We start from the raw sequence: 23751 nt of genomic DNA, 5'->3' as shown, positions 1-23751 counted from the left end.
ACACCAAATGAAAAACTATTTAATTATTGTTAGTTTATTAATCACATTTATTTCTTGTGGTGAAAAAACGAATTCAAATACAGAATCTAGTCAGCTAGTTACTAGCAGCGAAGGTTTACAAGAAGCCATTAAAAATGCGCAGCCAGGAGATGAAATTGTATTGCAAAATGGTACGTATAAGAATGTTGAAATTCAACTAATTGGAGAAGGTACTGAGGATAACCCAATTACTCTAAGAGCAGAAACACCTGGTGAAGTATTTATAGAAGGTGAATCTAGTTTGGAAATGAGTGGTAATTATTTAGAAGTGAGTGGTTTGTATTTTAGAAACGGACATTCGCCAAAAACTAATGTTATTGCATTTAGAACTAGTGAAAAGGAAGTTGCTAATCATTCTAAAGTTACCAACTGTGTAATTTTAGATTTTAACAATTTAGAGCGTGACCAGGATAATCTTTGGGTCCAATTCTACGGAAAGCATAACGAATTGAGTAATTGTTACATTGCAGGTAAAACCAATGGTGGTCCAACAGTAAGAGTAGATTTAAAAGGAAATCAGAGCATTAGAAATTACCATAAAATTATTAATAATCACTTTGGTCCAAGACCGAGAAAAGGTGGTGCAAGAGGAGAAACAATTCAGTTAGGAAGTAGTTTTACATCAATGAGTCCTAGTAACACCTTAATTGCAAACAACTTTTTTGAAGAGTGTAATGGTGAAGTAGAAATTATTTCAAGTAAAACCAATTTCAATATTATAAAAAATAACGTCTTTTATAAAAGCGAAGGTTCTGTGGTTACCAGACATGGAAACTACGTTACTGTAGATGGAAATTACTTTATTGGTGATGGTGTAAATGACCAATATGGTGGAATTAGAATCATAAATACAGGGCATTGGGTAATTAATAACTTATTTTATAAAATAAAAGGAAAGAATTTTAGAAGTCCTATTGCTATTATGAACGGAATTCCAAAATCGCCTTTAAACAGATATAATCAAGTTACAGATGTTGTTGTTGCTTACAATACATTTGTAGATTCAGACTCGCCTTGGCAATTTGGAGTAGGTACAAACATTGCGCAAGCAGATGTATTACCAAAATCTGAAATTCGTTCGGCAAGACCTTTAAGAACGGAAGTTGTAAATAATGTAATTTATAATTCTGAAGGCGATAAAAATCCAATTATTGAACACGATAAAGCAGATGGTGTAACTTTTGCTAGCAATGTTATTGATAATAATGGTGTTGAAGTTAAAAATAGTCATGGTTTAATTACTAAAGATTTAACCTTAACAGACATCGGAACAAATCTGTCTGTACCAACTTCTGGTTTTGGTGATGTAGAAATTTACAAAGGATATGATTTTGAGACCATTACTAGCGATTTGTTGAATAACTCTAGAGAAAAATCAAACCAAATAGGTGCAATTTTAAACGCAGCAAACATCAATTTAAATTTATTAGATAAAACTAAATATGGCGCAGATTGGTATTCAAACGAAGTAGAAGCAAAAGACCCAAACACACACACAGTAACTAATTCAGAAGAATTAATTGCAAAACTTCAAGAAGCAGAAAGTGGAGATGTTTTAGAATTAAATGATGGTGTTTATAAAATTTCTAAATCATTAATTGTCAATAAGCCAGTTACCATTCAATCAAAAGCAAATGCTGAAATTTTATATTCTGGAGCTGCAAATACACCAGCTATAGAATTACATCCTTATGGTAAATTAACCTTAAAAGGAATTAAATTAAAAGGAACAGGTTCGCAACAAGCTTTTGCAAGCTTACAAAAGAATATGTCTAACCACTTTGGTTTAGATGTTATAGATTCTGAAATCAGCAATTTTAATTATGCTTTAAAAGTTTACAAACAATCGTTTTCTGAAGAAATTACTTTTAAAAATTCATCAATTTCTAATTGTGAAAATGGTATAGAACTGTCTGAAGAAACTAATGATAGAGGAGATTATAACACAGAGTATTTAACAATAGATAACTGCCAGTTTACAAACGTAAAACAAAATGTGATTGATTATTATAGAGGAGGATATGACGAATCTACAATTGGAGGAAATTTATTGGTTACAAATAGTACTTTTACTAACTGTGGTGCAAATGAAAAAAACAGAATGTTATTAAATCACAGAGGAATTGTAAATGTAAATATTAACAATAATACCTTTAAAAATAATAAGGTTCAGTTTGTGTCAATTCTTTGGGGAGCAAAAAATAATATAGAATCTAATAATACATTAGTCAATTCAGGAAAAATAAAAACAGAAGAAAACTTAGTGATGAAACTAATGTATTAATAATATCTATTGAAAATCAGAACCAAATAGATTATAAATAAACACATAAAAATGAAAAAAGTACTGTTTACAATTTTCACACTTTTACTCATAGTTGGGTGCAAGGATAATTCAAAAAAAGAACTAGATACAAGTGCTAATAGCGATACTAAAACGAATATAAAATATCCAAGCGATGTAATTCCATTTATGGATAAATGGAAAATTCTTTTAGGAGATGGAACCTATCAAGATGATTTGGTAGGTTATAAAAAAGACGATTTCTTTTATGTTGAAACAGAAGGAGATGTAGATTGGGTAGTTTATAAAACACCAAACTCTGGTATTACTTCTAGAACATCAAGCAATACCAGAACAGAATTAGGTGAAAAAGCACATTGGATTCCTGAGAAAGGAGGGAAATTAACAGGAGCGTTAAAAGTACAACACGTTTCAACTTCTGGAGATGCTAGAGTAGCAGCTTCATATTCTGTTGTCGTTGGTCAAATTCATAGTGATGAAGGTCATGAAAACGAACCTATTAAAATCTTTTACAAAAAATTCCCAGGTCACACTAAAGGTTCTGTTTTTTGGAATTATGAGATAAATACGGATGGTGATGATAATTCTGGAAGATGGGATTACTCTACTGCAGTTTGGGGAAATGATATGTCTGTTGTAGGTGAAAGTCCAGATACATATCCAGAAGAACCAAAAGATGGTATTGCACTAGGCGAGGAATTTAGTTACGAGATAAATGTATACAAAGGAATTATGTATTTAACATTTACAAGTGAAGGTCACGATACTGTTAAATTTACTAAAAACCTACTTAAGTCAGATTTTTCAACAAAAGAAGAGATTCCTGACCAAATATGGTCATTATATGCTTCCATTGGTAGAGACGGAGTAGAACGAGATAGTGCCTATGCTGGTGAAATAAACTATTTTAAACAAGGCGCTTATAATCAAACTAACGGTAAGTTGCCAGAGGATAATATAGTTTGGTATACTGGCTCAGAAACTTACAATGGAGATATAGCAAAACAATATGCTAATGGATGTTATGCTGAGGTATGGTTTAAAGATGCAACAATTGGTGCTGGCACAATGCCAATTGAAGAATAATATTTATTAAGGTATTCAAAATACTTAATAATTGCTTTTTATTTCAGAAAATAGGGCATAATGTAACTAATTGATATAGAGTTTTTATTTCATTTTTTAATATGAGATAAATTAAAATACATAAAAAACATGTTGAAAAGCCAGAAAATTAGAGAACTCGCTCCAGAGATGGATTCGCTTCGTATTGGTGCAGGATGGACTAAAAAAGAATTATCAATGGTTCAAGTTGCAATTGAAAGCTCATTTGGTGATAGTCATCCAGGCAGTGCGCATTTAAATAAGTTTGTAGAAGTTGCAAGAGAAACTTTAAAAGAAAATAAAGTTAAAGGTGCTCGTTTTTATTGTACGGATATGTGTGATGGTCAAGCACAAGGGCATGACGGAATGAATTATTCTCTAGGTTCTCGAAATGTAATGTGTGACATGATTGAGATACAATTGGGAGCGACTCCTTTTGATGGTGCTATGTTTATTACTTCTTGTGATAAATCAATGCCAGCTCGTTTAATGGCAGCTTGTAGATTAGATATTCCATCAATTATTTTACCAGGAGGAGTAATGAAATCTGGACCAGGAATGCTAACCTTGGAGCAAATAGGGATGTATAACGCTCACTACGAACAAGGAAAAATAACTAAAGAGAAATTTGATGCGCTAAGAGAAAGTGCCTGTCCTACATGTGGTTCATGTTCTTTTATCGGAACAGCAGCTACCATGCAAATTATGGCAGAAGCCCTTGGATTAACCTTGCCTGGTGCTTCAATACGTATTGCAGTTTCAGATGAATTGGTACAAGTAACAAAGGATTCTGCCGTAATGTTGATGTCACTTATTGAAAAAGGATTGACACCATCAAAAATTGTAACTCAAAAATCTTTTGAAAATGCAATTATGGTACATGCTGCTATTGCCGGATCATCTAATACACTTATACATATGCCAGCAATTGCGCATGAATTAGGTTTTAAGCTTAGTGCAGATTTATTTGATCAAATTCATAGAAAAGTTCCTTGGTTATTAAACTGCAGACCTTCTGGTAAATATCCAGCAGAATTATTTGTTTATGCAGGTGGTGTGCCTGGTATAATGAAAGAAATAAAAGAACATCTTCATCTAGATGAAATGACTGTAACAGGGAAAACTGTTGGCGAAAATCTAGATGATTTAGAAAATATTGGTTTTTTTAAGGATGGGTATAAAGGATTAAAACATTATAATGTAAAACCTGAAGATATTATTCGTCCGGCAAGTAACCCTTTAAATAAAGAAGGTGCTATTGCAATATTAAATGGAAATATTGCGCCAGAAGGCTCTGTTACTAAACATTCTGCAATTGCTAAGGAAATGCAGCAAGTTACTCTTAGAGCGAGAGTATTTGAGTGCGAGGAAGACGCATTAAAAGCTGTTTTAAATAAAAAAATAAAACCAGGTGATGCAGTAATTATACGTTATGAAGGACCAAAAGGGAGTGGTATGCCAGAAATGTTTTATACTACTGAGGCTATAGCTAGTGACAGTGAGTTGATTGCAACAACGGCATTAATTACAGATGGACGTTTTTCTGGAGCAACAAGAGGACCTGCAATTGGCCATATTTCTCCAGAAGCAGTAGATGGTGGTCCAATTGCCTTAATTGAAGAAAATGATATAATAAAAATTGATATTCCTGCTAGAAAAATTGATTTAGTTGGTGTTAAGGGAGAGCCTAAAGAACCTAGTGAGATGGATGCAATTTTAAGTGATCGTAAATCAAAATGGATTGCACCTAAAAATAAATTTGATAAAGGGATTCTTTCTAGATATACCAAATCAGTATCATCTGCAATGAATGGAGCTATCCAATAAAATTGAACTTAAAAGTATCATTATAGATTTTCAACTTATTAAGATTATCTTTTAAAGTAATAAAATAAAGATGGAAGAAAACAAAACGAATGTGATTTTTATTATGGGTGTTTCTGGTTGTGGAAAGAGCACCATTGGACATATGTTATCTGAAGTTTTAAAAATCCCATTTTTTGATGGAGATGATTTTCATCCGAAAAAAAATGTAAGAAAACTAAGCAATGGTATACCCTTAACAGATGATGACCGTTACAACTGGTTAGTGTTCATTAACAAATTTGCAAAAGAACAATTGCAAAAGAATAGCTGTGTCATTGTTTGTTCTGCTTTAAAAAAAGCATACAGAACTATCTTAAACACTGACATACATAGTCAAGCAAAATGGATTCATTTAGTAGGAAGTTTTGAGCAAATATCAGAGCGATTAAATAAAAGGGAAAATCACTTTATGCCACCAAGTTTACTAAGGTCTCAATTTGATATTTTAGAAAACCCACAGGAAGCATTAGAAGTTAATGTAAGTTTAAGTCCAACAGAGATTGTAGATTATATTTTAAAAGAAATTAATAATAAATCAGAATTTGGTCTATTTGGTTTAGGCGTTATGGGAAAAAGCCTATGCAGAAATTTAGCCAATAATGGTTTTAAAATTTCAATGTTTAATAGGCATGTTGATGGTGTAGAAGAAGATGTAGCTAAAAATTTTAAAGCCGATTATTCAGAATTGTCTCAAGCAAAAGCTTATGATGATATCTCGGCTTTTGTTAATTCATTGCAGCAACCAAGACGCATTATGTTAATGGTAAATGCAGGAAAGACAATTGATTATGTTATTGAAGATTTATTGCCTTATTTGTCTGAAAATGACATCATTATTGATGGCGGAAATTCAAATTATAAAAAAACAAAAGAGCGCAACGAGTATTTAAAAACAAAAGGAATTCATTTTATTGGTACAGGCGTTTCAGGAGGTGAAGAAGGTGCATTAAAAGGGCCATCTATAATGCCAAGTGGAGATAAGGATGCTTATGATAAAGTTGCACCTTTTTTAGAAACTATTGCAGCCAAAGACAAAAATGGTTTGCCGTGTTGTACATATGTTGGTCCAGAAGGAAGCGGTCAGTTTATTAAAATGGTACACAATGGAGTAGAGTATGTAGAAATGCAATTATTGGCAGAAATATCAACTATTTTAGAAAAATTTGGTCAAAATCCAGACCAAATCGCCAATACTTTAGAAGCTTGGAAGGATACAGCAAATAGTTATTTATTAGAAATAACAATAGACATTTTTAGAAAAAAAGAGGGTAACGATTGGCTGGTAAACAAAATATTAGATAAAGCTGGTAATAAGGGTACAGGAAACTGGACGACCATAGCTTCTGCAGAACTAGGAGTACCAAGTACGCTAATTGCTTCGGCTTTGTTCTCTAGGTATATATCTTTTTATAAAGAGGAACGAATTCAGCTAAATAAGAATTTTGATAAGGTAAATACATCAGAATTTAATGTAACCACACAGGAAGTGTTAGAAGCGTATCAATTAGCAAGAATTATAAATCATTATCAAGGTTTTAAATTAATTGCTGAAGCTTCAAATAAATTTGAATGGAATCTTAATCTAAGTGAAATAGCTAGAATCTGGACAAATGGTTGTATTATTAGATCTACTTTAATGGAAGAATTAGTTGAAATTTTTAAACAAACAGCAAATATTTTAACAGATTCTCTTTTAATAAAAACCATTAATAATTATAAATCAGCCGGAAAAAAGGTAGTTGCTCAATGTGTTCTTAATGATATCTCTACATCAGCATTGAGTGAAGCTATTCAATTTTTAAATGGAATTACTACGGCATATACTTCAGCAAATATAATACAAGCACAACGCGATTATTTTGGAGCACACACATACCAACGGTTAGATGATCCCTCAGGAAAAAGTCATCATACCAATTGGAACTAACCAATACAAACTAATAATAAACTAACTATTACTTATGGACGCAACAACACCTAACAAATCATTAATAAAAAAAATTATTGCAATTATATTAGGTTTTGGGCCAGGTATTTTTGCAATTGGGTATACAATAGGTACAGGTAGTGTTACTTCTATGATTGTAGCAGGTAGTAAATTTAATATGCAATTGTTGTGGGTGTTGCTTTTAAGTTGTTTCTTCTCTGGAGTATTAATGTTTGCGTATGGAAATTATGGGTTAATTACAGGCGAAACTGCACTTTATGGGTTTAAAAAACATTTAAAATTTGGTAAAGTATTGGCGATACTCATTATAGTTGGTATAACCTTTGGTCAGTGGAATTCGCTAATGGGAATATTAGGTATTTCTTCTAATATTATTTACGAAATTTTAGCTGTAAATTTTGATGGTTTAAGCGATTTTAAATACGAAACCGTACTCATAACTGCAATAATAATTATTATTACATTCTATTTATTAATGCTGGTTGGTAAATATACTTTCTTCGAAAAAATATTAGTCATTTTTGTAACCTTAATGGGATTGTCATTTGTATTGTCTTTATGTTTTGTGCAACCGCTGCCTATGGATGTTGTAAAAGGATTAATACCGTCTATTCCAGATGTTCCTGGTGGTAAAATGTTAGTTGCAGCTTTTGTTGGGACAACAATGGCATCTGCAACCTTTTTATCTAGACCATTATTTGTTAAGGGAAAAGGGTGGACTATAAATAATTTAGACCAACAGAAGAAAGATTCTATTACGGCAGCAATTTTAATCTTTGTTATTAGTGGTGTTATTATGGCAGTAGCAGCCGGTGCTTTATATTATGAAGGTAAAGAGGTAACACAAGTATTGGATATGGCAAATACTTTAGAGCCAGTTGCTGGTAAATGGGCTGTAACAATTTTCTTTTTTGGAGCATTAAGTGCTGGTTTATCTTCTATTTTTCCGTGTTTATTAATTGCACCATTATTAATTGCAGATTACCAGTCTGGAGAGTTAGATACCAACTCTCTTCAGTTTAGAATTATTACAGCAATAGCGTGTTTGGTTGCTTTAATCGGTCCTGCTTTTGGAGCTAATCCTATCGAAATTCAAATTTTGTCTCAGGTTTTTAATGTTTTTGTTTTACCAGTTGTAATTCTTGGAATTATATTAATGATTAATAGTAAGAAAATAATGAAAGGTTATAAAACTAATATATTTGTTAACATCGGATTGTTCGCATCTCTTCTGTTTGCTTGTATAATTTCTTACAACGGAATATTAGCATTAATGGATTATTTTTAGAATTTTTGGTTAATATATTTTAGTTTTCAGTTAAAAGTCAGTATAAATTTTGTGAAACTTCAAAATTGCCGTATATTGGTAAACCAATCTGGTAAACCAATTTTGAAATAGGTAATATGAAAATTAATCAATCTTTCAGTTTTGTAGTTATTTTTTTGTTTCTCACATTTTCTTGTAAAAAAGAAAATGCTTCTGAAACAAATACTAAATCAGAATTGTCAACTTCACAAGAGCATCCAAAATTAATTCTTACTGCTCAAGGTGTAAAAGATATCAGAGCGCAATTAGGAAATATTCCAATTTTTGATAAATCATTACAAGCGGTTAAAGAAGAAGTTGATGTCGAAATTGAAGCTGGAATAGATGTTCCAGTTCCAAAAGATTATTCTGGTGGTTACACACATTCTAGGCATAAAAAAAATTGGTTTGTTTTACAAAAGGCAGGACTTTTATATCAGATTTTAGATGATGAAAAGTATGCAAAATATGTAAAAGACATGCTAATGCAATATGAAGCACTCTACAAAACATTACCATTGCATCCAAAAACTAGATCGTATGCTAGAGGAAAATTATTTTGGCAATGTTTAAACGATTCAAATTGGTTGGTTTATGTAAGTCAGGCTTACGATTGTGTTTATAATTATTTAACCGAAGAAGAGCGTCATAAATTAGAAACAAATTTATTTAAACCATTTGCAGATCATATTTCTGTTGATAGCCCTCAATTTTATCAACGTGTACATAACCATAGTACTTGGGGAAATGCAGCTGTTGGTATGATTGGTTTAGTTATGGATGATGAAGAATTAATTAATCGTGCATTATATGGTATTAAAGATTTAAAATTAGACGCAACTAAAAAAGATGACGATGGTGGTTATTTAAATAAAGATGGAAAGGCTGGTTTTTTAGCTAATATAGAAGAGCCTTTTTCTCCAGATGGTTATTATAATGAAGGACCTTATTACCAACGTTATGCCATGTATCCATTTTTAATTTTTGCAGAAGGCTTACATAACGTAAAACCAGAATTAAACATATTCGATTATAAAGAAGGTGTGCTTTTAAAATCTATAAATGCACTCTTAAATTTATCAGATGCAGATGGTGATTTCTTTCCATTAAACGATGGTCAAAAAGGAATGTCCTACTATAATGGCGCATTAGTAACAGCAGTAGATATATCTTATCATTTTGGCGACCAGGATCCAGGATTATTATCAATAGCAAAACAACAAGATAAAGTTCTATTAGATGATTCTGGGTTAGCAGTTGCACTTGGAATTAAAAATGGAAAAGAAAAACCTTTTGATAAAAAATCAATTAACCTATCTGATGGACCAGAAGGTAAACAAGGTGGTGTAGGTATTTTAAGAAACCAAGATTTAGAGCTAGTCTTTAAATATGCGTCTCAAGGTTCAAGTCATGGACACTATGATAAATTATCGTATTCATTATATGAAAATGGTGAAGAAATTATTCAAGATTATGGATTAGCACGTTTTGTAAATATTGAGCAAAAAGGTGGTGGAAATTACTTGAAAGAAAATAAAACTTGGGCAAAACAAACCATTGCTCATAATACGGTTACACAAAATGAAACATCACATTATAATGGTAAGTATGAAATAGGAAGTCAAAATCATCCTGACTTACATTATTTTTCAACAGATAACGACAAGGTACAAGTTGTAAGTTCAGAAGTAAAAAATACATATCCTGGAACTGAGATGCTTCGTACTATGGCAATCATAAAAGATGAAGATTTCGAAAAACCGTTTTTATTAGATATTATGAAGGTAACTTCTGCTTCAGCGAACCAATACGATTTTCCGTATTATTACTTTGGTCAAGTATTACAAACTAATTTTGAGTATAAATCACCAGAAATCTTAAAGCCTTTAGGAACTAAAAACGGATACCAACATTTATACGTAGAAGGAGTTGCAAAAGCCAACAAGGATAACTCTAAATTTTCTTGGTTAAACAATAATAAATTTTACTCATTAACAACTGTTACAGATAATAATGATGAAATATTATTTACAAGAATTGGAGCCAATGATCCAGAGTTTAATTTACGTCGTGATCCTTCTTTATTATTAAGACGCAAAAATTCAAAAAACACCTTATTTGTTACAACTATAGAATCTCATGGTAATTATAGTCCAGTAACAGAATCAGCATTAAATTCAAAAAGTAATATTTCATCAGTAAAAGTATTGTTAGATACTAAATTATATACAGCAATTGAAATAACAACTATAAATGATAAAACCAAAATATTTATAACAGCAAATACAAATGCTTTAAAAGAAGTAAAGCATGCATTAACAATTAACGGTAAGAACTATGAATGGTCTGGTTCTTATTATTTTAAATAAAAACAAATAAATTAAAATTATGAAAAGAGTTAGCGAAAAGTACATTGTGACAAAGGATATGGAATGGGAAGTCCTTGGAGGAGGAGTGTCTAGAAAATTTTTAGGTTACGATAATCAAATCATGATGGTAAGAGTAAAATTTGACAAAGGCGCATTAGGTGCACCACATCAGCATTTTCATACACAGGCAACCTATTGTGTTTCTGGAAAGTTTGAATTTGAAATTGATGGAGTAAAACAAATTGTCGAAGCTGGAGATGGCGTTTATATTGAACCTAATTTATTACATAGTGCCGTTTGTTTAGAAGAGGGTGAACTAATTGATACTTTTAGTCCTGTAAGAGAAGATTTCTTAACAGGTGATGGTCCATCTTATTTTGGAGACAAGGAGTCGTAAGAAAAAACAGATATACTTAATTATATTGGGTTTTATAAATTTGTAGTACTATACTTACTTTTAAAACCAGTAGTTGTTATTTTAACTCATTCGTAAACTATTTTAACATAGTAATTGGGCGAAAACGTTGGATTTAACAAAATTTTATATATATTTGGTCAACCAAACTGGTTTACCAATTTGGTTTACCATTAAATTATCGTTTTTTAGTTTGTAATATTTGACGTTAAAATGATAATTTATGGACTAAATAAATAAACTAATAATAAAAACAAAACAATCTAATCTAAACAATGAATTATGAATTTAAAAATTAAACTCATTACAGTTGTTACACTACTCTTTAGTGTGATGATGTTTGCTCAAGAGGCTTATACTGTAAAAGGTACGGTCACTTCGGCAGTTGACAATATGCCTATTCCAGGTGCTAATATTATTATTGTCAAAACAACCAGAGGTACTTCTACTGATTTTGATGGTAATTTCCAATTAGAAGTGAGTAAAGGAGAAGTTGTTCAAATATCTTATATTGGATATGTAACTCAAACAATTGTTATCGATGGTCAAACTACATTAAATGTTTCACTTGCAGAGGATGATAACTCGTTAAGTGAAGTTGTTGTAGTAGGATATGGTACTCGTAAAAAATCACACCTTACTGGAGCAATTTCTAAAGTAGGTGGAGAAGACGTTGCAGCAGTACAAGTAACACGTGTTGATGATGCATTAGCAGGTAAATTATCAGGTGTTTTAATTCAAAATCAAAACGGTTCGCCAGGTGCAGCTCCAAAAATTCAAATTAGAGCAGCTTCATCAATTTCAAGTGCGTCTAATCCTTTAATTGTTGTAGATGGTTATCCTATCTCTGGAGGTTTAGAAACAGTTAACCCAAATGATATTGAAAGTTTAGAAATTTTAAAGGATGCTGCTTCAGCTGCAATTTATGGTTCTAGAGGTGCGAACGGTGTTGTATTAATTACAACTAAGAAAGGAAAATCTGGTAAAGCAAGTTTTAGTTATAATGCTTATACAAGTTTTTCTAGTAAGTATCGTGATAATATAATGATGTCAGGTCCAGAATGGGCTGCACATTCAAGAGAACAGATTGCTGCAGGAAACTGGGCAGGTACAGTAGATACACAAGATCCAGCTTTTCTTGAATATAGATTAAGTGCTTATGAGAATTCTCCTGGTGCAATTAGCCCAGAAGATTGGTTATTTAGAAACGGAAGTACTACAAGTCATGATTTTAGTATGAGTGGAGGAACTGATGATGTCAACTACTTTGCTTCTGTTGGTTACCAAAACACAGATGGTATAATAATAACTGAAGGTTTTGAAAGACTTAATGCACGTTTAAACGTGGATGCTAAACTAGGTGATAAGTTTAAGACAGGTGTTAGTTTTAATGGATTTACATCAGATAGAGACATTTTAGGGCATGATATGAGAGATTTATTAAGGTCTTATGGAGTTCACCCTATATATCATACTGAAGAATCAATCGCGTTTGTTCAGCAATTAGATGCGCAGGCTCAAGCTTTAGGTTTGGCAGCATTTGATGATGGATATAGAGGTTCTACTTATGAGGCTAACAGTATTTATACTTTAGAGCCAGGTATGGCAGCGCAAGATTGGCATTACGGAAGAGCAAATAATGGTATTGGTGGGTCTGGAGATGCAGGTCCTGCTGCTAAGCTTGATAATACAGAACGTTGGGAGAAAACATTTTTTGGTAACGTAAGTTCTTATTTACAATATAATATTATTGATGGGTTAAATATTAAAACCGTTTTAGGTGGTGATTTAAAAGATACTCAGTACTACGAGCATAGATTACTTGGATATGATTCTAGAGCAAGAACGTCTCAGACATACATGGATCAAACAGACTTAAAAGTATGGTCAGTATTAAGTGAAACAACCCTTAGTTACGCAAAAGTAATAGGTAAGCATGATATTTCGGCTGTTGCTGGTGTTGAATTTCAAACTACAAAATTTGTAGGTACAGGTTTAGATGGTGTTAATGTACCAGATGAAGATATACTTAATTACAACTTATTTGATCCTGCAGATATTACAGTTACAGAACGTAAAGAAACAAGAGCTAGAGAAAGTGTATTCGGAAGAGTTAACTATGCATATGATGATAAATACTTAGCTTCTGTATCTTTAAGAAGAGATGGTGATTCTCGTTTTGGTGCTAACGAAAGATACGCAACATTTCCAGCGCTTTCATTAGGTTGGAACATGCATAATGAAGATTTCTTAGCAGATAACGAAACAATAAGTAGATTAAAATTGAGATTTAGTACAGGTTCTTTAGGAACTGCCTCTTTCTTAGGTTCTTATGATGCTTTAAGTTTATTAGATCCTTCTGCAACATATTATGGAACAGGTTATTTAATTCCAGAGAATATTGCAAATCCAGATTTAACATGGCAAACAAACACAGAAACTAACTACGGTATTGATTTTGGCTTCTTAAATAATAGATTTACATTTGGTATAGATTATTATACGTCTGATATCGAAGACATTCTAATTAACCAAAGTATTTCTGAAATATATGGAAATCCTTCGGTTGTACTTAACTCAGGTGATGTAAGAAGTTCTGGATGGGAGTTTGAGTTAAATGCAAGATTAATTAATAATGACGATTTTTCTTGGAGCTTTAATGCTAACCTTTCTACTGTTGAAACAGAAATTACTGACTTAGGCGGTTTAGATGAATTACCACAAGCTATTTACGGACAAAGTGGTAGAGGACCTGTTTTTAGAAACTACGTAGGTGGTGGAATCGGTGAAATGTGGGGATTAGAAACTATTGGTGATGTAGAAATGGAATATTTAGCCGACGGCACAAGACATCCAAATAATGCTACAGGTGAATCTTATGTAGTAGATCAAAATGGCGATGGCGTAATTGATAATACAAGATCAGTAGAAGATGGTGGTGATTTAGTTAAAATTGGTCAAAATACACCAGATTTTTATTGGGGTATGTCTCATAATTTTAGTTATAAGAATTTTGATATGTCATTACAGTTTCAAGGATCTCATGGTGCTGAGGTTTATAATATAGATCCTTTGTATTATGAATCACAATGGAGCGGTAGGTTAGTTTCTAGTTTTGACGCTAATGATGATGGAATAGCAGATCATAATGGAGAGTTTTACACAGGTAATAGATATCAAACAGATGCTATGGTTCAAGATGCTTCTTTTATAGCTTTAAGAAATATAACTCTAGGTTATACATTGAAACCAGAATGGGTAGATAAAGTTGGTTTAAGCTCTGTTAGAGCCTATGTAGCAGCTTCTAACTTATTGTATATTATGGCAGATAATTATACGTCTTACAACCCAGAAGGTGTTAAGACTTCCGGAAGTGATTATGCTGGACCAACAACTTATGGTGCTCAAGTAGGAGCAACTCCAGTTGTAAGAAGTTTTACACTAGGATTAAATGTTAATTTTTAAATAAAAAAAAATGAAAAAAATATATATATTATTAGGGTCGTTGTTTTTTATAACAGCATGTTCAACAGATTTGGATCAATCACCTCCAAATATTGCAAGTTCAGATTCTTTAACAGATTTTGAAGGGGTATTGAATGCAGCATACTATTATCAGCTTGGTACGGTAACGCCTTTGGCTATAATGGGTGAATTTAGATCAGATAATGCAATGATGGATGAGGCTCCATACACTGAATTTGATGAATATGATAACGGTTTAACTGCTATGGAAGATCAGTTTTTTGGTCCTTTTTACACAGCAGCTTATAAATCAATCTTAAGTGCTAACAATGTAATAGAAAATTCTACAGATGCGACAGAAGTTGGTGAAGCTAAATTTTTAAGAGCATTATCTTATTTTAAGTTGGTTCAAGTTTTAGGAGATGTTTCAGTTAATTTATCAGCTGAACCAAGTTTAACAGATACCTCTGTTTTAGTAAGACGACCTGCAGCAGATGTTTATAGTGATGTTATTATACCAGATTTAACTGATGCAATGGCAGTATTAAGTACAACAATTTCAGATGGAAGAGCATCAAAGTATGCTGCACAGGCTTTGTTAGGTAAAGTATATGTTACTATGGGTGATTTTGCTAGTGCAGAACCGCATTTAGCAGCTGTTGTAAACGGAGCAGCAGGTGCAGGGATAATGCTTAAAACAAATTACAATGAAATTTTTGGAGCTGCAAATGAGATAGAAAATTCTGAAATTATTTTTTCTACACAAATTACTGGTTCTATAGTTGATGAGTATTCTTTTGGATCTGATTTCTGGAATTGGTTCGTAGGAGATGATTCTAAAGCAGATTTTCCTGTCGATCCTGATTTAGTTGCTGCTTTTGATGCAAGTGATGCATCTGGTGGTGGAACTGATTTAAGAAGAGCAGTAACTCTTGCAGATGATGGTTTAACAGCTATAAAGTTCCCTAAAGATGGAGGTTTAGGAACTGAACATGATTGGATAGAAATTCGTTTGGCAGATGTTATTCTTTTATATGCGGAAACATTGAATGAAAATGGTTCTCCAGCATCAACGGTATTACCGTTATTAGACCCAATTAGAACTAGAGCTGGTTTAACAAGCTTAACTGGTACAGTGAGTTCTCAAGCTGATGTAAGACAAGCAATTGCAGATGAAAGAAGACTTGAATTAGCCTTTGAAGGTCATAGATGGTTCGATTTAGTAAGAACTGGTACTGCTAGTGCAGAAATGGGAGAAACAATAAATAGTAATTATTATGTATTCCCAGTTCCAGTATCTGAAATATTAGCTACTCGTGGTGTAATCACTCAAAATGCTGGTTATTAATTATTATTGCTTATAATAATTTAATTCAATAGAATTAATATTAAAAATTACCTTAATATGGATTTATTCATTTTAAGGTAATTTTTTTGTTATTATTTCAAGGGTTTGTAGGATTTAACAATCACTTTCTTTAAATAAATCAAAAAAATCGATAGCACCAATAATTGGTTTAGAAAAAGGTTTTTTTAAACCATTCCAAATAACTTTGAATTAACAAAAAAATAACATATATTTGGTAAACCAATCTGGTAAACCAGATATTGGGAACAAAACTAAACTTACAATCATATTTAACTAATCTAAATTTAAAAATGAATTTAAAAATTAAGTTAACCACAATTCTCGCTTTATTATTTGGCGTGGTTGTTTTTGCTCAAGAAAGTTATACTTTGAGCGGAACGGTAACTTCCGCAGTTGATAATATGCCTATTCCAGGTGCAAATATTATCATTGTAAAAACAACAAGAGGAACGTCAACTGATTTTGACGGTAATTATAAATTAGAAGTTACAAAAGGAGATGTTTTACAATTTTCTTATGTTGGCTATGTTACTCAAACAGTAATCATAGATAACCAGCAAAACTTAGTCATCAATTTAATAGAGGATGCCAATACGCTAGAAGAAGTTGTCGTTATTGGTTATGGGACGCAAAAGAAAAGTCATACAACAGGTGCTATATCTAAAGTTGTCAATGAAGATTTAGGCCAAATTGCTGTATCTAGAGTAGATGATGCTTTAGTTGGTCAGGTATCTGGTGTAAACATTCAGGCTACAGATGGTGAGGCAGGAGCTGCTCCAACAATTACTATACGTGGTGTTGGTTCAATGGCTGGTGATTCTACACCGTTAATTGTTGTGGATGGTGTTATTGTAGATTCAGATTTTTTAGGATCTTTAAATATGAATGACGTAGAGTCTTTTGAAATTCTAAAAGATGCAGCATCATCTTCAATATATGGTTCAAAGGGGTCTAACGGTATTATAATGATAACGATGAAGTCTGGTTTGGAAGGTGAAACTAGAATTAGTTATAATACATATACTGGTTTTAAAGAAGCAAGAAAAAGTGACGCTTATGGCTATACCACTCAAGAATGGGCGGATCAGCAAATGGCAGCAAATGGAGAAATATCTATCTATACACAAGCTCAATTGCAAACAGGTACGGATCGTTCTTGGCAAGATGTTTTCTTTGATGGTGGTACTATTACTAGCCATGCACTCTCTTTTAGAGGAGGTAACAAAAGCACAAAATTTACTGCAAGTTTAAATTACTCAGATGATGAAGGAGTGTTGTTAGGTGATAATTACTCAAAATATGGTGCTAGATTAAAGGTAAGCAATAAAATAAATGATAAGTTTTCTGTTGGGTTTAATTTTACGCCTTCATATACTGTAAGAGATAGATTTTCGGAATCTATTCATAACGTAGCAAGGCATCAGCCATGGTTGCCAATTTATCATGATGAGTATACTTTACAAATGGTTAATCCTGATTTCGGATTACAGGTAGGAGACTATGCAAGGCAAGATCATTTCACTATTTTTGATTTTAATGGAGATGGTATCTTTGATGAAGAATTACAGAATTTAGGTAATAGTACCAATCAAAATCCTTATGCAAGGGTAACTGAGAGGAGCAGAATGGATAAGAAATTTAAGCTATTTGGTAGTGTTAACGGTAAATATAAAATATCAAAGGCATTAAATTTTACTACCACAATTTCAGGATCTTTACAAGACACTAAAAGAACAGACTATTTAGGGACATTAGCTCGTAGAATTTCTACGGAAGCATATATGGTTGAAACAAATCAGAAAGAACAATATTATATTTTTGATAACTTCCTTAATTTTAATAAAGTTTACGGGAAACATGAAATAGGTGTTACACTCGGAAATTCAATAGAAACAAGAGATTACTTTTTCTCAACAATTAAAGGTATAGGTTTTGAAAATGATGTTGTTCAACAAATATCTGGAGCTACTAGTATTATTGCCGATGAAACTTTTGGTTTTGAGTGGCAAAAGAGAGGTATTTCATATATTTCGAGATTAACTTACGCTTTCGACGATAAGTATTTATTATCACTGAGTGTACGTAGAGATGGTAGTTCTATTTTTGGTTCTGATTTTAAATATGGTAACTTCTCTGCAGCTTCTCTAGGTTGGAATATTCATAGAGAGAAATTTTTAGAAGATAGTGATTTTATTTCAAGACTTAAATTAAGAGCGAGTTATGGTGTAACTGGTAATGATAGATTAAATACAGGAAGTGTTAATCCAGATGCTCAAGGTAGTACCTCTGTTTTAAGTTCAGATAATGTATTACAAGATTATTACCCTCATTTATCATTGCTAGATTTAACAACATATGTTGTTGATGGGACAATAACAACAGGTTATTCTCCATTAAATCTTGCAAACCCAGAGTTAAAATGGGAAAGATTAATTGAAATCAACCCAGGAATTGATTTTGGATTTTTAAACAATAAAATTACAGGATCTATTGATTGGTATCAAAGAACTAGTGATCAATTATTATTAAACAATCCTGTTTCGGCAACCACTGGTTTTAATAGTGCTTTAGTTAATTTGGGAGAAGTTAAAAATGAAGGTTTTGAATTTGAAATTAGAACTCGAAATATTAACAAAGAAAAGTTTTCATGGCAATCTACTCTAATAGCAACAACAAACGAAAATACATTGGTTGATTTTGCGGATTCTGATGGACAAATTACAAGTATAGATCCTTCAAGACCTGCAGAATGGATTAATCAAGAAGGGCAACCAATTTCTTCTTTTTATGGTTATGTTGTAGAATCAGAAGTTCCTGTTGAATATAGAGATAGACCTTACAGACATGTTGGTGCTCAATTTGGTTGGGTAAAAGTTAAAGATTTAAATGGTGATGGAGTTTTAGATGCAGATGATAAAACTATTTTAGGTAATCCTTATCCAGAATTAATTTGGAGTTTTAGTAATGATTTTAAAATAGGAAATTTAGATTTCTCTGTAATGTTCCAAGGGTCACATGGTGCAGAAGTTAGAAATATTGGTGATCATTATTTATTTAGTCATAACAATAATAGAACTTTAAACGATGCAGCTGCTGAAGCGGGTTACGGTAATGAATTCTTGGTAGATAAATATTTAACTAACAGTGTTATTCAAGATGCATCATATATCGCTTTAAGAAATGTAAATATAGGTTACAGTTTCCCTCAAGATTTAACAAGTAAATTGAAAATCACTAAACTAAGAATTTATGCATCTGGTCAGAATCTTATGTATAAAACAGCAGATGGTTATACAGGCTGGAACCCAGAAGCATTGGATAAAACAAGTCCTACTCAATACGGTTATCAAAGAGGAGGTTCTCCAATTTATAGAACAGTATCATTAGGATTAGACTTAGATTTTTAAAAAAGAACAATTACAATTAATACAATATATTATGAAATTTAAAACATATATAGCTGTCATATTATTAGGAATTTTGGCGACATCTTGTAATGATTTTTTAGATCCTGAACCAAGTTCTGCAATAACTTCAAATAATTATTACAGTACTTTAGCAGAATTAGAGACTGGATTAATTGGAGCTTATGATGCTATACAAGGTGTTGGTGACTTCGACAAGGATGTGAATCATGGTATCCAATATGAGTTTTATATTACCGAAATGAGAAGTGGTAATACAGCTACAAAAATAGCAGATCCAGATGATTTTTCTGACGCAGGACAATTTGAGTCATTCAATGTTCTTCCAATAAATGGTTTGGTAGCCAATTATTATGATAGCTATTACGAAGTTATCTATAGAACTAATGTTGTTTTAGATAATTTAGGTAATGTAAGTGATGATACTTCTATGATAGAAGCAGAAGCAAAATTTATTAGAGCCTACGCCTATTTTAATTTAGTGAGATTATTTGGAGACGTACCTTTAGTAGATCATGTACTATCACCTTTAGAAAGTGATGCTCAATTTACTAGAGTTGATACCAGTATTATTTATGATTTAATTATTAGCGATTTAATAACTGCTGAAGAAAATTTGGATAATACTTATAAAACAAGAGCTTCTAAAGCTGCTGCGCAAGGGCTTTTAGCTAAAGTATATTTAACGTTAGAAAATCCAGAATACACCAAAGCACAAATAATGTGCGAAAAAATTATTAATGATGGATCATTTAGTTTAGTAGATTTTTATGATGTGTTTTATACAGAACTCAATGAAGAAATAATTTTTGCAATTGGTTTTAATAGCTTAAACGATAGTCAAACTTTTTCTTCTCAATTTATGAATTCTGTAGGGCCATCAAGTGGTGTAAACTATGCAACTTACGATCTTGTAGATGATATTAATGAATTTGGAGGGATAAGAGCCCAGTATTCTTTTAGACAAGATCCTAATCATTTAACCTCTGTTAGATATCAATGTGCTAAGTATTTCCCTGATGGAGATGACGGAGGAACATCAAATCCACATGTATTTGAAATTAGCGCAAATCCAAGATTGGCGGGAAATGACTGGATTGTGTTACGTTATGCTGATGTATTATTAATGCACGTAGAAGCAATAATGGGAGGTGCTAATGAAACAAGTGCAGGCGCTGCATTATCATCTTTTCAACAAGTTAGAGACAGAGCAGGTTTAACAGATTTAGTTACAGAAATTTCAGTTGATGATTTACTGATGGAAAGACGAGTAGAATTGGCTTTTGAAAACCATAGATTATTTGATTTAATAAGATTAGGTAGAGCAGAATCAGTGCTTTCACAGTATTCAACAGCTAACAATTTTGGATTTACAGCAACAGATTTATTGTTGCCTATGCCACAAAATGAAGTTAATTTAAGTGACGGACTAATGACACAAAATCCAGGTTATTAGAATTTAATTTTAAAACAAAAAAAAATGAAAAATATTAATAGATTAGTGAATTTTGTTTCGCAAAAGTTATTAGCCATTTTGCTGATAATAACGTTGAGTATCACTGTAGCATGTGACCCTTCTATAGATGCATTAGCATTTGATTTGCCAGAAGCTAATTCTCAAGAAGATTTAACACCTCCTTCTGCTGCATTTTCGGTAGTTGAAGGAAATGATTATTTAACTTATTCGTTTTCAAATCAATCTGTAAGTGCAACAATGTATTTATGGGAATATGGAGATGGTAATAGCTCAACGGGTATTGATGGTGCTAATATATATCCAGACGAAGGAACATATACAGTTACATTAACAGCAACAGATAATTTAGGCGTGTCAAGTACATATTCTGAAGAGGTAGTTGTTGTAGAACCAGAAATACCACCAACATTAATACCAGTAATTCTTGAGCCAGGTTTTGATAATGGAAACGATAGTAGAGATCCTTGGAGAAACTCTAGTTTAGGAGGTGTTATTCAGATAACAGGATCGAGTGGCTATTATGAAGGTAGTAATGGTGCTAAATTGCCAGATCCAGGAAGTGACAGAATAGGATATCAGATGATTTCTGAATTTACACCAAATAAAACGTATTCTTTGTCATTTAAATATAGATTTAAAAATGATACTGATGATAACGGACTTCTTCATGTAAAAATGTTAACGGAAACAAATGATCCAGCGGATATTGAGGCTAATACAGTTGGTTCAATTACGTTTTCAGAAGATGTGGCAGGTGTAGAAGCCTTAGCTACTGGGACGTTGATATTTAATTCAGGTGCTAATTCATCACTAGCAATATTCTTTTATAATGAATTCGATGAAGCTTATATAGATTCTTTTGAAATTGAAGCTCTTGATTAAAAATAAAACTTATAACATGTTAAGATACCTTAAAATTTGTTTGTTTGTTTTTCTAATGGTTTCTATTAGTACTAATTGCCAAGCGCAAGATGTTAATACTTCAAAAGAAGTAAAGAAAGCTAAAAAGAAAAAGAAGAAAAAGAATAAAAAAGTAAAACTACCAGATATAGATTTAAGTCACTGGAAGGTTACTTTACCAGTTACAAATGAAAAAGGTAAACCATATGAGATTGATCCACCTGAAATTTTAGATTTTGCAAATAATGACATCGCAAAACCTTACATGTACATAGATTCTACTAAAGGTGCTATTGTTTTTCATGCTATGCCTACTGAGTCAAAAACAAAAAACACTAAGTATACGCGTTCAGAATTAAGAGAACAAATGGTGCCAGGTGATAATAATGTAAACTGGACATTTAAAGATGGTGGAAATATGAAGGCAAAAATCGCCATGGATGAAGTGTCAAAGGACGCTAATGGAGATTACCATCGCGTAATTATAATGCAAATTCATGGTAGATTGACAAATGAACAAAGGGATTTAATAGGAGAAGATGATAATAATGCACCTCCAATTTTAAAAATTTATTGGGATAAAGGTAAAATAAGAATTAAATCTAAAGTTCTTAAAAACTTGAATGCTTCAGATACCGAAATTTTACATGAAGATGCGTGGGACAATGACGAAGGATTTAATTTTGAACAAGAAGTAGGTTTTAGAAAATTTAAATTAGAAGTTCAAGTTTCAGATGGTAAGATGCTTATTATTTTAAACGATACTGAGTATAAGTCTTATGAAAGTATCCACATTAAGAAATGGGGAATATTTGAAAATTATTTTAAAGCTGGTAATTACTTTCAATCTAGAGATGAAGGCGCATTTGCCAAATTAAGATTTTACGAATTAGAAGTGAGTCATTAAAAAAATATATTTGAGTTAGTCGCTTATTGAATTCTACTGTTGATTGGTTGTGTAGGTAGAATTCTTTAAGCACTAATAATAACAAAATGGTTATTTACCGTTTTAATAGAGAACTAAATAACCATTATAAAAACAAAAAATATGAAATTAGAAATGTTATCAAATACTGAAGGTTTGGAGGTTCAGAATACTATCATTTCTAAAATTAGAGATTTAATAAATTACAAAAATTTAGAGCCCGGAGATAAATTACCTTCAGAAAGAACATTATCTGAAAAGTTTGGAGTTACTAGAAGTAATGTTAGAGACGCCATTCAAAAATTAGAATTTTATGGTTTATTAAATTCCATACCACAGAGTGGAACTTTTGTTGCTAATATCGGTGTCATTGCAATGAACGGAATGATAGACGATATTCTAAGTATTAGAACGCCAGATTTTAAATCTTTAGTTGAAACTAGAATTTTGTTAGAACTAAAGACAGTTCGTTTAGCAGCACTAAGAAGAACCGATGAGGATTTAGAAAAGATAAAAGGTGCTTTAGAGGCTTATGAGAAGAAAGTTTTAGAAGGTAAAGATGCTGTGCAAGAGGATTTGTTATTTCACTTAGCTATAGCAAAGGCTTGTGGTAATAGTACAATGAATACTTTTATGCTTACAATTACGCCAGAAATCATTACCAACTTTGAAAAATACCATGTCTGTGATAAAGGTCTAGCTAATATTGGCATAAAAGAGCATTATGAAATTTACAACGCAATTAAAGAGCAAAACCCTAGTTTGGCTAAACAAAAAATGAAAGAGCACTTTAAAGCTCTTTATCAATATTGTTATAATGTTTAAATAATTAAAAATA

Annotated in this window: 14 protein-coding genes; all 14 read left to right on the top strand. The window is 32.0% G+C overall.

The genetic code is table 11. The features are described from left to right. Positions 1-7 precede the first annotated feature (7 nt). The 14 genes from HNV10_RS14300 to HNV10_RS14235 all read left to right on the top strand — a co-directional run bounded on the left by HNV10_RS14300 (position 8) and on the right by HNV10_RS14235 (position 23738). A complete protein-coding gene (locus tag HNV10_RS14300) occupies positions 8-2323 on the top strand; it encodes a chondroitinase-B domain-containing protein (protein WP_173302079.1) in 2316 nt (771 codons plus the stop codon). A 51-nt stretch (positions 2324-2374) separates the two neighbouring features. Beyond that, entirely contained in the window at positions 2375-3430 is a 1056-nt protein-coding gene (locus HNV10_RS14295; protein WP_173302078.1) for a polysaccharide lyase family 7 protein, read from the top strand. 129 nt (positions 3431-3559) lie between these two features. After that, positions 3560-5275, top strand: coding sequence for a dihydroxy-acid dehydratase (gene ilvD, locus HNV10_RS14290; RefSeq protein WP_173302077.1), 1716 nt, complete (start codon positions 3560-3562; stop codon positions 5273-5275). Positions 5276-5345: 70 nt separating this feature from the next. Beyond that, positions 5346-7241 carry an NADP-dependent phosphogluconate dehydrogenase gene (gndA, locus tag HNV10_RS14285; RefSeq protein ID WP_173302076.1) on the top strand — a complete coding sequence of 632 codons (1896 nt, stop codon included), beginning with the start codon at positions 5346-5348 and terminating at the stop codon, positions 7239-7241. Between the two features lie 34 nt (positions 7242-7275). Beyond that, the gene (locus HNV10_RS14280) at positions 7276-8550 is read left to right on the top strand and encodes an Nramp family divalent metal transporter (protein ID WP_173302075.1); all 1275 of its coding nucleotides are present in this window, start codon (positions 7276-7278) and stop codon (positions 8548-8550) included. 116 nt (positions 8551-8666) lie between these two features. Continuing rightward, complete coding sequence (locus HNV10_RS14275; RefSeq protein WP_173302074.1) at positions 8667-10937, top strand: alginate lyase family protein; 2271 nt, start codon at positions 8667-8669, stop codon at positions 10935-10937. 19 nt (positions 10938-10956) lie between these two features. Continuing rightward, the gene (locus HNV10_RS14270) at positions 10957-11334 is read left to right on the top strand and encodes a cupin domain-containing protein (RefSeq protein ID WP_173302073.1); all 378 of its coding nucleotides are present in this window, start codon (positions 10957-10959) and stop codon (positions 11332-11334) included. A 300-nt stretch (positions 11335-11634) separates the two neighbouring features. Further along, positions 11635-14817: a SusC/RagA family TonB-linked outer membrane protein gene (locus HNV10_RS14265; protein ID WP_173302072.1), complete on the top strand. Its 3183-nt coding sequence runs from the start codon at positions 11635-11637 to the stop codon at positions 14815-14817. 10 nt (positions 14818-14827) lie between these two features. Continuing rightward, positions 14828-16165, top strand: coding sequence for a RagB/SusD family nutrient uptake outer membrane protein (locus HNV10_RS14260; RefSeq protein WP_173302071.1), 1338 nt, complete (start codon positions 14828-14830; stop codon positions 16163-16165). A gap of 311 nt (positions 16166-16476) precedes the next feature. Continuing rightward, a complete protein-coding gene (locus HNV10_RS14255; protein ID WP_173302070.1) occupies positions 16477-19593 on the top strand; it encodes a SusC/RagA family TonB-linked outer membrane protein in 3117 nt (1038 codons plus the stop codon). A 31-nt stretch (positions 19594-19624) separates the two neighbouring features. Then, a complete protein-coding gene (locus HNV10_RS14250; RefSeq protein WP_173302069.1) occupies positions 19625-21067 on the top strand; it encodes a RagB/SusD family nutrient uptake outer membrane protein in 1443 nt (480 codons plus the stop codon). Positions 21068-21091: 24 nt separating this feature from the next. Continuing rightward, positions 21092-21970: a PKD domain-containing protein gene (locus tag HNV10_RS14245; protein WP_173302068.1), complete on the top strand. Its 879-nt coding sequence runs from the start codon at positions 21092-21094 to the stop codon at positions 21968-21970. 16 nt (positions 21971-21986) lie between these two features. Further along, the gene (locus HNV10_RS14240; protein ID WP_173302067.1) at positions 21987-22895 is read left to right on the top strand and encodes a polysaccharide lyase family 7 protein; all 909 of its coding nucleotides are present in this window, start codon (positions 21987-21989) and stop codon (positions 22893-22895) included. Between the two features lie 141 nt (positions 22896-23036). Then, a complete protein-coding gene (locus HNV10_RS14235; protein WP_173302066.1) occupies positions 23037-23738 on the top strand; it encodes a FadR/GntR family transcriptional regulator in 702 nt (233 codons plus the stop codon). Positions 23739-23751: the final 13 nt, after the last annotated feature.

The organism is Winogradskyella litoriviva, from assembly GCF_013249065.1.
GTDB classification, from domain to species: Bacteria; Bacteroidota; Bacteroidia; order Flavobacteriales; family Flavobacteriaceae; genus Winogradskyella; species Winogradskyella litoriviva.
Note: the sequence above shows the minus strand (reverse complement) of the source record. Positions and strands in the feature narration are given on the sequence as shown.